Here is a 12,053-nt window from a genome sequence, read left to right on the forward strand (position 1 = left end):
TTGGAGTGAAACAGCCGCATCGTTGGTGGCCGTATCGGCCCGTCTCAGCGTCGCGCAGATGATCGGCCTGGCCCCTCATCTGCCACCCGGTCACGGTAAACCGATCTAGCCTGGAAGGTGGTGTCGAATGGCGCGTAAGAAGATTGCATTGATCGGAGCCGGACAGATCGGCGGGACGCTCGCGCATCTCGCAGGTCTCAAGGAACTCGGCGACATTCTGCTGTTCGACATCGTCGAAGGTGTGCCGCAGGGCAAAGCACTGGATCTCGCCGAATCAGCTCCGATCGAGGGCTTCGATGCCGGCCTGCGCGGCATCAATGATTATGCCGACATGAAGGGCGCCGATGTCGTCATCGTCACGGCGGGCGTGCCGCGCAAGCCAGGCATGAGCCGCGACGATCTTCTCGCCATCAATTTGAAAGTGATGAAGTCGGTCGGCGAAGGCATCAAGGCGCATGCGCCTGACGCTTTCGTGATCTGCATCACCAACCCGCTCGACGCGATGGTTTGGGCGTTGCAGAAAGCCTGCGGCCTGCCTCCCCATATGGTGGTCGGCATGGCCGGCGTGCTCGATTCTGCGCGGTTCCGCTATTTCCTGGCCGATGAATTCGAGGTCTCGGTCGAAGACGTGACCGCCTTCGTGCTCGGCGGCCATGGCGACGACATGGTTCCGCTGGTGCGTTATTCGACGGTCGCCGGCATTCCCCTGCCCGATCTCGTCACCATGGGTTGGACCACCAAAGAGCGGATCGACGCAATCCTCGAGCGAACCCGCAAGGGAGGCGGCGAGATCGTCAACCTGTTGAAGACCGGCTCCGCTTTCTATGCGCCCGCCTCTTCGGCGATCGCGATGGCCGAGAGCTACCTCAAAGACAAGAAGCGCGTGCTGCCCTGCGCGGCTTATCTCGACGGCGAGTTCGACGTGAAGGGCATGTATGTCGGGGTTCCGGTCGTGATCGGCGCCGCCGGCGTCGAGCGTATCCTCGAGATCGAGATGACCAAGCCCGAGCGCGAGATGTTCGCGAAATCGGTCGCCTCCGTGCAGGGTCTCGTCGACGCCTGCAAGACCATCGACACCAGCTTGGCCGACTAAGCCCAGCCGCACAGCATCAGGCTGCCCCTGCGGCCGCAACGCCATTCCGACGGCGAGGATTTCTGCGATGAACATTCACGAATATCAAGCCAAGGCCGTGCTCAAGGAGTTCGGCGTTCCGGTCTCGAAAGGTGTGCCGATCATGCATGCCGGCGAGGCGGAGGCCGCGGCCCGTGAGCTTGGCGGCCCGCTCTGGGTGGTCAAATCGCAGATCCATGCCGGCGGTCGCGGCAAGGGCAAGTTCAAGGAAGCATCGGCCGGCGACAAGGGCGGGGTTCGCCTCGCCCGCTCGATCGACGAGGTCAAAACCTTCGCCGAACAGATGCTCGGCGCGACTCTGGTGACGATCCAGACGGGTCCGGCCGGCAAGCAGGTCAACCGGCTCTATATCGAAGATGGATCCGACATCGAGAAGGAATTCTATCTCTCGATGCTGGTCGACCGCACCACGTCGCGGGTGTCGGTTGTGGCCTCGACGGAAGGCGGCATGGACATTGAAGAGGTCGCCCATTCGACTCCCGAGCGTATCCACAGCTTCTCGGTCGATCCCGCGACTGGAATCATGCCCCATCATGGCCGGCTGTTGGCCCAGTCGCTCGGCCTCAAGGGCGACCTTGCGAAGAGTGCGGCCCGGCTCCTGTCGCAGCTCTATACGGCCTTTGTCGCGAAGGACATGGAGATGCTGGAGATCAATCCGCTGATCGTCACCACCAGCGGCGAACTGCGCTGCCTCGACGCCAAGATGTCGTTCGACGGCAATGCCATGTATCGCCAGCCTGAGGCCTTCGCGCTCCGCGACGAAACCGAGGAGGACGCCAAGGAAATCGAGGCGTCGAAATCCGACCTCAATTACATCACGCTCGATGGCACCATCGGCTGCATGGTCAACGGGGCAGGGTTGGCGATGGCCACCATGGACATCATCAAGCTCTATGGCGAAGCGCCGGCCAACTTCCTCGACGTCGGCGGCGGCGCCTCGAAGGAGAAGGTGACGGCGGCGTTCAAGATCATCACGGCCGACCCGAACGTCAAAGGCATTCTGGTCAACATCTTCGGCGGCATCATGCGATGCGACGTGATCGCCGAAGGCGTGATCGCCGCCGTCAAGGAAGTGGGGCTTGCGGTGCCGTTGGTGGTCCGGCTCGAAGGCACCAATGTCGACCTCGGCAAGACGATCCTGCGCGAGTCGGGCCTTAACGTGATCCCGGCCGACGACCTCGACGATGCCGCCCAGAAAATCGTCGGCGCCGTCCAAAAGGCCGCCTGACCTTCTAAGCACCCGATCTATCGACGGTTCGATCCGAGCCTGTTCCAAGACGTCCGAGCGAGATATCCGACCCATGTCCATCCTGATCGACAAAAGCACCAAGGTGATTTGCCAGGGCTTTACCGGCAAAAACGGCACCTTCCATTCGGAACAGGCCCTGGCTTACGGCACCCGCATGATGGGCGGCACGTCACCCGGGAAGGGTGGCTTGACCCATTTGGGCTTGCCGGTGTTCGACACCGTGGCCGAGGCCAAACAGGCCACCGGCGCCGATGCGTCCGTGATCTACGTGCCGCCGCCAGGGGCGGCCGACGCGATCTGCGAGGCGATTGACGCCGAAATCGGCCTCATCGTCTGCATCACGGAGGGAATTCCGGTCGCCGACATGATCAAGGTGAAGCGCTCGCTCGCGGGTTCGAAATCCATGTTGATCGGCCCGAACTGCCCCGGCGTGATGACGGCGGGCGAATGCAAGATCGGCATCATGCCGGGCAACATCTTCAAGCCCGGATCGGTCGGCATCGTGTCGCGCTCGGGGACACTCACTTACGAGGCGGTGTTCCAGACCACGCAGGAGGGCCTCGGCCAAACCACGGCTGTCGGCATCGGCGGCGATCCCGTGAAGGGCACGGAATTCATCGATATTCTGGAGCGTTTCCTGGCCGATCCCAAGACCGAGTCGATCGTCATGATCGGCGAGATCGGTGGCTCGGCCGAGGAAGACGCGGCACAGTTCATTCTTGACGAAGCCAAGCGCGGTCGCCGCAAGCCGATGGTTGGCTTCATCGCCGGCCGCACCGCCCCTCCCGGTCGCCGCATGGGCCACGCAGGCGCGATCATCTCAGGTGGCAAAGGGGGCGCGGACGACAAGATCGCGGCCATGGAAGCGGCCGGCATTACAGTATCGCCCTCACCGGCTCGCCTTGGAAAAACCTTGCTAACCGTCTTGAAGGATAGGTAAGCGCAAGCCCATCTAGTGTGTGTAAGTCGGTGCAATTGATTGCGCCGATTCGCTGCTTGTTGCGGCTTCATTTCCAATCACACCGCGAGCCTGTCCTCTGGCCCGGCGGCAGGACGAGGGCCTTATGGCACGTCAGGACGATAGTTCACCGATTTTCGATCCGAGTTTCCTGGATGGCGCAAATGCCGCTTACATCGAGGCGTTACAGGCCCGCTACGAAGCTGCGCCCGACAGCGTCGATGCGACATGGCGAGCTTTTTTCGCATCAATGGGCGACGACCGATCCACGGTAGAACAGTCGGCCGAAGGCGCGTCTTGGAAAAAAGCCAGCTGGCCGGTTCTGGCCAACGGCGAGATCGTCTCAGCGCTCGACGGCAATTGGGGTGTCAGCGAGAAGAAGATCGCCGAGAAGATCAAGGCAAAGCAGCCCGAAGCCGGGCCTGCGATCTCCGAAGCTGATGTTCAGCGCGCCACGCGCGACAGCGTCCGCGCCATCATGATGATCCGTGCTTATCGCATGCGCGGGCATCTTCATGCCAATCTCGATCCGCTTGGGCTCGAGCCTCAGCGCGATCATGAGGAGCTGCATCCGTCGACCTACGGGTTCACCGAGGCCGATTACGATCGCCCGATCTTCATCGACAACGTCCTCGGGCTGGAATTCGCGACCCTGCGCGACATGGTGCCGATCCTGCGTCGCACCTATTGCTCGACCATCGGCTATGAATTCATGCACATGTCCGATCCGGACGAGAAGGCCTGGATGCAGGCCCGCGTCGAAGGGCCGGACAAAGAAATCACATTCACCCGCGAGGGTAAGCGCGCCATCTTCAATAAACTCGTCGAAGCCGAAGGGTTCGAGAAGTTTATCGACGTTCGATATACCGGCACCAAGCGCTTCGGTCTCGACGGCGCCGAAGCCATGATCCCGGCGCTGGAGCAGATCATCAAGCGCGGCGGCGCGCTTGGCGTGCAAGAGATCGTGCTCGGCATGGCCCATCGCGGTCGCCTCAACGTGCTCAGCCAGGTGATGGCCAAGCCGCACCGCGCCATCTTCCATGAGTTCAAGGGCGGCTCGTCTTCGCCAATCGATGTCGAGGGGTCCGGGGACGTCAAATACCATCTCGGCGCGTCGTCCGACCGGGAGTTCGACTCGAATAAAGTCCATCTGTCGCTGACCGCCAATCCGTCCCATCTCGAGATCGTCGATCCCGTCGTGCTCGGCAAGGTGCGGGCGAAGCAGGATCAACTCGACGATACGGTCGATCGAATCAAGGTCCTGCCGTTGCTGATCCACGGCGACGCGGCCTTTGCGGGGCAGGGCGTCATCGCCGAATGCTTCGGTTTGTCTGGCCTCAAGGGACACCGCACCGGTGGCTCGATCCATTTCATCGTCAACAACCAGATCGGGTTCACGACCTATCCGCGCTACTCGCGCTCGTCGCCCTATCCGTCCGACACCGCCAAGATGATCGAGGCGCCGATCTTTCACGTCAACGGCGATGATCCCGAAGCCGTGACGCATGCGGCCAAGATCGCGATCGAATTCCGGCAGAAGTTCCACAAGCCGGTCGTGATCGACATGTTCTGCTATCGCCGCTTCGGCCACAACGAGGGCGACGAGCCCGGCTTTACCCAACCGGTCATGTATAAGGTCATCCGCTCGCACCCGACAACGCTCGAAATCTACGCCAAGAAGCTAGTCGACGAAGGCGTGCTGGCCGAGGCCGACGTCGAAGAGGCGCGCAAGACTTGGCGCAACAAGCTCGAGGAAGAATATCAGGCCGGCCAGACCTATCGACCCAACAAAGCCGATTGGATGGATGGCCGTTGGTCGGGACTTCGCGTCGCGACCGATGTCGAAGACGACCGCCGCGGGCAGACCGGGGTCCCGGGCGAGACCATTCGTCAGATCGGCAAAACACTGACGACGCTTCCGGAGGGGTTCAACGTCCACCGGACGATCAGCCGGATTCTCGAGAGCCGAAGTAAGATGATCGAGACCGGGCATGGGATCGATTGGTCGACAGCGGAATCCTTGGCGTTCGCGACCCTTCTCGACGAAGGCCGTCCGGTTCGCCTTTCGGGTCAGGACTCGGAGCGTGGCACCTTTTCGCAGCGTCATTCGGTGTTGATCGATCAGGAAACCGAAGCCCGGTTCATTCCGCTCAACAACCTTCGTGACGGCCAAGCCCGCTACGAAGTCATCAACTCGATGCTGTCCGAAGAAGCCGTTCTCGGCTTCGAATATGGCTATTCGCTCAGTGAGCCGAATGCTTTGACGCTGTGGGAAGCCCAATTCGGCGATTTCGCCAATGGCGCCCAGGTGGTGTTCGATCAGTTTATCTCATCGGGCGAGCGCAAATGGCTCCGGCTGTCGGGTCTCGTCTGCCTGCTGCCACACGGCTATGAGGGGCAGGGGCCGGAACATTCCTCAGCCCGGCTCGAGCGCTTCCTGCAGATGTGCGCCGAAGACAATATGCAGGTCGCCAATGTGACGACCCCTGCAAATTATTTCCATATTCTACGCCGTCAGTTGAAGCGGGACATTCGCAAGCCGCTCATCTTGATGACACCGAAGTCGCTGCTCCGCCACAAGCGGGCCGTATCGACGATCGAGGATCTGGCGACTGGCTCTTCCTTCCATCGCGTGCTGCGCGATGATGCGGCGAAGGGCGATGTCTCGACGCTGGTGTCGGACGACAAGATCCGTCGTGTCGTGCTCTGCTCCGGCAAAGTCTATTACGACCTCTATGAGGAGCGTGAGAAGCGCGGCATCAACGATGTTTATCTGCTGCGCGTCGAACAGCTTTATCCGGTTCCGTTGAAGACCCTGGTGAACGAACTCTCGCGTTTCAAAAACGCGCAAGTTGCGTGGTGCCAGGAGGAGCCCAAGAACATGGGCGCCTGGTCGCATATTGATCCCTATCTCGAATGGGTGTTGGCCCAGGTCAATGGACCCGCCAAACGCGCCACTTACATCGGCAGACCGTCGTCGGCAGCCACCGCAACGGGCCTCATGTCGAAACATCTGGCCCAGCTCAAAGCCTTTATGGACGACGCCTTCGCGGCCTAGTCCTCAGACCCGTGTTTCACGCTCCCGGCCACAAGCCGGGAGCGTGTTGTTTTTCGAAGCCGCGCAGAGTGAGATCGATCGTAATGGCAACCGAGATTCGTGTTCCAACTCTTGGTGAATCCGTCACCGAGGCAACGATTGGCCGCTGGTTCAAGAAGCCCGGCGAGACCGTCAAGGCCGACGAGCCGCTTCTGGAACTCGAGACCGATAAGGTCACGCTCGAAGTCAATGCTCCGGCCGCCGGTGTCTTGTCCGAAATCACCGTGAAGGATGGCGAGACGGTGGGCCCAGGCGCCTTGCTGGGTCAGATCCAGGCAGGTGCTGCGGCTGGTGAAGCCGCCAAGCCCGCCACGGAAGCGCCGAAGGCTGCCGTTGCACAGCCGCAGGCGGCGCCAGCGGCTCCAGCCGCAAGCCAGTCCGGCACTGCCAAGACCACGATGCCACCGGCGCCGTCGGCCGCCAAGCTTGGCACGGAGAATGGTATCGACCTCAACGGGATCGATGGCTCGGGCAAGCGCGGTCAGGTCCTCAAGGGCGACGTGTTGGCGGCCATTCGACCCGTCACGCAGGCTGTCGCCCCAGCCCGTGCGGAAACGCCTGTTCCAGCGCCTCGCGCTCCCTCGCCGGCGAGTGATGCCCAGCGCGAAGAGCGGGTTCGCATGACTAAGCTGCGCCAGACGATCGCGCGCCGCTTGAAAGACGCCCAGAATACCGCCGCCATGCTGACGACCTTCAACGAGGTCGATATGAGCGGTGTGATGGCGCTTCGCGCCCGTTACAAGGACGTGTTCGAGAAGAAGCACGGCGCCAAGCTTGGCTTCATGGGACTGTTCGTGAAGGCTTGCGTGGGCGCCTTGAAGGAGATCCCAGCCGTCAATGGCGAGATCGACGGCACCGATCTCGTTTACAAGAACTATTACCATATCGGCATCGCGGTCGGGACCGAGAAGGGCCTCGTCGTGCCGGTCGTGCGCGACGCGGACCAGCTCAGCCTCGCGGCCATCGAGACCACAATCGCCGGCTATGGCAAGCGCGCGCGTGACGGACAGCTCAGCATCGCCGACATGCAAGGTGGCACCTTCACGATCACCAATGGCGGTATCTACGGCTCGCTGATGTCGACGCCGATCCTGAACGCGCCGCAATCCGGTATTCTGGGCATGCACAAGATCCAGGAGCGTCCGGTGGCGATCGGCGGCAAGGTTGAGATTCGTCCGATGATGTATCTGGCGTTATCCTACGACCACCGGATCGTCGACGGGCGCGAGGCCGTGACCTTCCTGGTTCGCGTCAAGGAAGCCCTGGAAGATCCCACCCGGCTGATGCTGGAGGTCTAAGGCCCCGTCCAAGAAAAAGGCCTCGCTCCAGTGGAGCGAGGCCTTTTTTTGCCGATCGCAGCCGGCGCTACGGCTCCAGGATCGAATCCCAGTAGAGATAATCCAACCAGGATTGATGCAGATAGTTCGGCGGAAACAACCGGCCGTTCTGATGCAGATCATGAACGGACGGCTGGAACGGATAGGTGGCCGGAAACATCTCGGCTTCGGCCGGCATTTTGTCGCTCTTCCGAAGATTACAACATGAGCAGGCCGCGACCACGTTCTCCCATGTGGTTGATCCCCCGCGGGAGCGCGGAATGACGTGGTCGAACGTCAGATCGTCCCGGTCGCCGCAATATTGGCAGGTGAACCGGTCTCGCAGAAACACGTTGAAGCGGGTAAAGGCCGGGTTCCGCGACGGCTTGATATAGGTCTTGAGCGACACCACAGAGGGTAGTCGCATCTCGAAGCTGGGGCTTCGGACCGTGTTGGGATATTCCGACACGATATTGACCCGATCTAGGAACACCGCCTTGATGGCGTCCTGCCATGACCAGAGCGAGAGCGGGTAGTAGCTGAGCGGGCGAAAATCAGCATTGAGCACTAAGGCCGGGCAGGCCTCGGGCGAGACGTTCGAATGGACATGCACCGTCAAAGCAAAGCCTTTTCAGTACCAGCCCCGGACAGTCCGAAGCACTATCGATGTATCGAACATATCCCTGATGACGGCGTTGTGAAAGCCTTCGTGTTTTCCGAGCGAAAGCGGCATGCTGACGCGCGAAAACTCCGCTTTAGCGGGTCGGAACCGGCGTTTCGCCGCGATAATCGTAAAAGCCGCGGTTTGTCTTGCGCCCGAGCCAGCCGGCTTCGACATATTTGACCAGCAACGGGCACGGTCGGTATTTCGAGTCCGCCAGCCCCTCATGCAGCACCTGCATGACCGCAAGACAGGTATCGAGACCGATGAAATCGGCCAGTTGCAAGGGCCCCATCGGGTGATTGGCACCGAGCCGCATCGCCGTATCGATGGCATCGACCGATCCGATGCCCTCATGCAGCGTGTAAACCGCTTCGTTGATCATCGGCAGCAGGATGCGGTTCACGATAAAGGCCGGGAAGTCTTCCGAGACGGTCGGGGTCTTGCCCAACTTTTCAATGAAGATGCGCGCCAACTCGAAAGTGGCGGCGTCGGTCTGAATGCCGCGGATGAGCTCGACGAGCTGCATGCGCGGAACGGGGTTCATAAAATGAATCCCGATGAATTTCTCGGGCCGGTCCGTGACCGAGGCAAGCCGCGTGATCGAAATCGACGAGGTGTTAGACGCTACCAGCGCTCCCGCCTTCAGCGACGGACAGAGCGTCGTGAAGATCTTGCGTTTGGTCGCTTCATTTTCAGTAGCGGCCTCGATCACCAGGTCGCAGTCATAGAGGCCGGAATATTGGTCAGTCGACACGATTCGCCGAAGCGCCGCCGTGCGTTGGGTCTCGTCCAACTGCTCGCGCTGAACCTGCCGGGCCATATAGCCGTTGATGGTCGCGAGACCCGCCTTGAGACGTTCCTCGGAGATATCGGTCAGGACGACATCGAAGCCGGCGACGGCCGCCACATGGGCGATACCGCTGCCCATCTGACCCGCTCCGATCACGCCGACTTTGCGAATTTCATCCATCTTATGATCCATCCGCGAACGACGACGCTTGTCTTGTTTACATAAGTTAATGGCCTGTCTTTGCCAATTCCTGGTCGAGTTCGGGCAAAGCCGTGAACAGGTCGGCTACCAGCCCATAGTCGGCAATTTGGAAGATCGGCGCGTCCTCGTCCTTATTGATCGCCACGATCACCTTGGAGTCCTTCATTCCGGCAAGATGCTGGATCGCGCCCGAGATGCCAACCGCGATGTAAAGATCCGGCGCGACGACCTTGCCGGTTTGTCCAACCTGCCAGTCGTTCGGCGCGAGACCCGCGTCCACGGCGGCGCGGGAGGCGCCCATAGCGGCCTTGAGACGGTCGGCAATCGGCTCGATATAGGTCTTGAAATTTTCGGCGTTCTGCATGGCGCGACCGCCCGAAATCACGATTTTGGCGGAGGTCAATTCCGGCCGCGTCGAGGTCGCTAAAGCTTCACCGGTGAAATGCGAGAGCGCTGGGTCGACGGTACCACCGACCATTTCGATCGGAGCCGTCACGCCACTCTCGCCCGTGACCGCGAAAGCGGCCGTCCGCACCGTCATTATCTTGTGGGCCTCGGAGGTCTGCACGGTCTGGATCGCGTTTCCGGCATAGATCGGTCGCTCGAACGTATCCGGCGAGATCACCGCCGTAATATCCGACAGTTGCATCACGTCGAGCGCGGCCGCGAGGCGCGGGAGAATATTCTTGGTGCTGGCGGTCGACGGCGCGACAAACGCGGAATAATGGCTCGCGAGGGTCTTGAGCAAGGCCGTTACCGGCTCCGCCAGGCCATGCTCGACTGCGGCATCCTCAGTGACCAAGACCTTTTCGACACCCGTGAGTTTGGCAACCGTCGCAGCTGCCATTGGAGCGCCCTCGCCAAACACCAACACATGCACGGGAGCGCCGAGCGCGTTGGCGGCCGTCAGAGCACGCGACGTCATGTCGTTGAGAACACCGGCTTTCTGCTCGGCCAAAAGAAGCGTGGTCATCAGATCACTCCCGCCTCGGTTAGTTTCGTCACGAGTTCGCCCACCGAACCCACCTTCACGCCACCCTTGCGGCCGACCGGCTCGACCGTCTTGAGCACCGTGAGGCGCGGCGTCACGTCGACCCCATAATCGGCAGGGCTTTTCTCTTCGATCGGCTTCTTCTTGGCCTTCATGATATTGGGAAGGCTCGCGTAGCGCGGCTCGTTCAGGCGGAGGTCCGTCGTGATCACGGCCGGAAGCGCGAGCGAAACCGTCTGCGATCCACCATCAACCTCGCGCGTGACGACGGCGCTCGTGTCGTTCAACACCAGCTTGGAGGCAAACGTGCCCTGACCCCATCCGGCCAAGGCCGCCAGCATCTGACCCGTCTGGTTGCAATCGTCATCGATCGCCTGCTTGCCCATGATGACCAAGCCGGGTTCGACCTCCTTGGCGACGCCGAGCAGAAGCTTGGCAACCGCCAGCGGTTCGACCGGACCATCGACTTTCACGTGAATGCCGCGATCAGCCCCCATTGCCAGGCCGGTGCGAATCGTCTCGGTCGCCTGAGCCGGGCCGATCGACACCACGATCACCTCGGTGGCCTTGCCGGCTTCCCTCTGGCGAAGCGCCTCTTCGACCGCGATTTCGTCGAACGGGTTCATCGACATCTTGACGTTGGCGAGGTCAACGCCCGACCCATCCGGCTTGACGCGGATCTTGACGTTGTAATCGACCACCCGCTTCACGGGCACCAGGATTTTCATCGATAAATGTCTCGGGAATTGAGCGCGAAAGCCACGTCTTCGAACACGTACTGGGGGGATTACACCAAGTCAACGCGGCGGGACCCCGCTGGAATCAGCGGTTCTGCCCGGGCACCCACAGCACGTCGCCTTCACCATTTTGGTTGGCGACGCGCGCTGCGACAAACAGAAGATCGGACAATCGATTCACGTAGCGCAGTGCGGCATCGCTGACCCGCTCGTCCGGCATGCGTGCCAGATGCGCCATCAGACGCTCGGCCCTGCGGCAGACCGTGCGGGCGACATGCAGCGCCGCCGCGGCAGGCGAGCCGCCCGGCAGCACGAAGGAGCGCAAGGGCAAAAGATCGGCATTGAGCATATCGATCTCCTGCTCCAACCGATCGACCTGAGCCTGGACGATCCGTAAGGCGGAGCCCGACGTCTCGACCTCTTTCGGCGGTGTCGCGAGATCCGCTCCGAGATCGAAAAGGTCGTTCTGGATGCGGGCCAAAATCGCGTCGAGTTGGGGCTGATCGCCAGTCGACAGGCGCGCCAGCCCAAGCGCCGAATTGGTTTCGTCCACCGTACCGTAGCTCTCGACCCGCAAATCGAACTTGGCCCGGCGCTCGCCGTTGCCGAGCGCGGTCGACCCATCGTCGCCCGTGCGGGTGTAAATGCGGTTCAGCACCACCATCGATCAATGTCCTCGGAGATAAAGCACGCCCATGATGACCACGACGGCGACGAATTGAAGCCCGACCCGGAGCCGCATGAGGCGCTGCGACGTATTCGTACTGCCGCCCCGCATCATATTGACGAGGCCTGCCAGCAACACGACCACCACGAGGCCGAGCGCGACGGCCGTGACGATGTTGCCTTGCAGATAAGTCATGAGGCGAGCCCGGGCCGAAAACAGTCGAAGTTCGAAGCGTTGCCCAACCGCAAGCT

The 12,053-nt window shown here is 61.3% G+C and carries 11 protein-coding genes; 5 read left to right on the forward strand and 6 right to left on the reverse strand.

Annotation, left to right across the window (positions count from 1 at the left end):
• Positions 1-127 precede the first annotated feature (127 nt).
• From mdh to odhB, 5 genes are all read left to right on the forward strand, one after another.
• Positions 128-1,093: a malate dehydrogenase gene (gene mdh / locus LGH83_RS13040; RefSeq protein ID WP_227399043.1), complete on the forward strand. Its 966-nt coding sequence runs from the start codon at positions 128-130 to the stop codon at positions 1,091-1,093.
• 67 nt (positions 1,094-1,160) lie between these two features.
• Positions 1,161-2,360 carry an ADP-forming succinate--CoA ligase subunit beta gene (sucC, locus tag LGH83_RS13045; protein ID WP_227399044.1) on the forward strand — a complete coding sequence of 400 codons (1,200 nt, stop codon included), beginning with the start codon at positions 1,161-1,163 and terminating at the stop codon, positions 2,358-2,360.
• A gap of 73 nt (positions 2,361-2,433) precedes the next feature.
• Positions 2,434-3,321 carry a succinate--CoA ligase subunit alpha gene (gene sucD, locus LGH83_RS13050; protein WP_131114014.1) on the forward strand — a complete coding sequence of 296 codons (888 nt, stop codon included), beginning with the start codon at positions 2,434-2,436 and terminating at the stop codon, positions 3,319-3,321.
• A gap of 124 nt (positions 3,322-3,445) precedes the next feature.
• The gene (locus LGH83_RS13055; RefSeq protein WP_227399045.1) at positions 3,446-6,397 is read left to right on the forward strand and encodes a 2-oxoglutarate dehydrogenase E1 component; all 2,952 of its coding nucleotides are present in this window, start codon (positions 3,446-3,448) and stop codon (positions 6,395-6,397) included.
• Between the two features lie 83 nt (positions 6,398-6,480).
• A complete protein-coding gene (gene odhB, locus LGH83_RS13060) occupies positions 6,481-7,734 on the forward strand; it encodes a 2-oxoglutarate dehydrogenase complex dihydrolipoyllysine-residue succinyltransferase (RefSeq protein ID WP_227399046.1) in 1,254 nt (417 codons plus the stop codon).
• Positions 7,735-7,801: 67 nt separating this feature from the next.
• On the opposite strand, the gene LGH83_RS13065 is transcribed toward odhB, so the two are convergent.
• The 6 genes from LGH83_RS13065 to LGH83_RS13090 all read right to left on the reverse strand — a co-directional run bounded on the left by LGH83_RS13065 (position 7,802) and on the right by LGH83_RS13090 (position 11,997).
• Positions 7,802-8,371, reverse strand: a complete 570-nt coding sequence (locus LGH83_RS13065; protein WP_170314068.1) for an HNH endonuclease — start codon at positions 8,369-8,371, stop codon at positions 7,802-7,804.
• A gap of 136 nt (positions 8,372-8,507) precedes the next feature.
• Entirely contained in the window at positions 8,508-9,386 is an 879-nt protein-coding gene (locus tag LGH83_RS13070; protein ID WP_227399047.1) for a 3-hydroxybutyryl-CoA dehydrogenase, read from the reverse strand.
• Positions 9,387-9,432: 46 nt separating this feature from the next.
• Complete coding sequence (locus tag LGH83_RS13075; protein ID WP_227399048.1) at positions 9,433-10,380, reverse strand: electron transfer flavoprotein subunit alpha/FixB family protein; 948 nt, start codon at positions 10,378-10,380, stop codon at positions 9,433-9,435.
• Entirely contained in the window at positions 10,380-11,126 is a 747-nt protein-coding gene (locus tag LGH83_RS13080) for an electron transfer flavoprotein subunit beta/FixA family protein (RefSeq protein ID WP_227399049.1), read from the reverse strand. Before LGH83_RS13080 ends, LGH83_RS13075 begins: the two co-directional genes overlap by 1 nt.
• Before the next feature lie 94 nt (positions 11,127-11,220).
• The gene (locus LGH83_RS13085; protein ID WP_227399050.1) at positions 11,221-11,799 is read right to left on the reverse strand and encodes a cob(I)yrinic acid a,c-diamide adenosyltransferase; all 579 of its coding nucleotides are present in this window, start codon (positions 11,797-11,799) and stop codon (positions 11,221-11,223) included.
• Positions 11,800-11,802: 3 nt separating this feature from the next.
• Positions 11,803-11,997, reverse strand: a complete 195-nt coding sequence (locus LGH83_RS13090) for a twin transmembrane helix small protein (protein ID WP_131114007.1) — start codon at positions 11,995-11,997, stop codon at positions 11,803-11,805.
• Between the last annotated feature and the right edge of the window lie 56 nt (positions 11,998-12,053).

Origin of the sequence: Lichenihabitans sp. PAMC28606 (assembly GCF_020616535.1) — a bacterium.
GTDB lineage: Bacteria > Pseudomonadota > Alphaproteobacteria > Rhizobiales > Beijerinckiaceae > Lichenihabitans > Lichenihabitans psoromatis.

Coding starts and splice junctions, on each gene's coding strand:
- mdh (WP_227399043.1), top strand. CDS start 128: ATGGCGCGTAAGAAGATTGCATTGATCGGAGCCGGACAGATCGGCGGG.
- sucC (WP_227399044.1), top strand. CDS start 1,161: ATGAACATTCACGAATATCAAGCCAAGGCCGTGCTCAAGGAGTTCGGC.
- sucD (WP_131114014.1), top strand. CDS start 2,434: ATGTCCATCCTGATCGACAAAAGCACCAAGGTGATTTGCCAGGGCTTT.
- LGH83_RS13055 (WP_227399045.1), top strand. CDS start 3,446: ATGGCACGTCAGGACGATAGTTCACCGATTTTCGATCCGAGTTTCCTG.
- odhB (WP_227399046.1), top strand. CDS start 6,481: ATGGCAACCGAGATTCGTGTTCCAACTCTTGGTGAATCCGTCACCGAG.
- LGH83_RS13070 (WP_227399047.1), bottom strand. CDS start 9,386: ATGGATGAAATTCGCAAAGTCGGCGTGATCGGAGCGGGTCAGATGGGC.
- LGH83_RS13075 (WP_227399048.1), bottom strand. CDS start 10,380: ATGACCACGCTTCTTTTGGCCGAGCAGAAAGCCGGTGTTCTCAACGAC.
- LGH83_RS13080 (WP_227399049.1), bottom strand. CDS start 11,126: ATGAAAATCCTGGTGCCCGTGAAGCGGGTGGTCGATTACAACGTCAAG.
- LGH83_RS13085 (WP_227399050.1), bottom strand. CDS start 11,799: ATGGTGGTGCTGAACCGCATTTACACCCGCACGGGCGACGATGGGTCG.
- LGH83_RS13090 (WP_131114007.1), bottom strand. CDS start 11,997: ATGACTTATCTGCAAGGCAACATCGTCACGGCCGTCGCGCTCGGCCTC.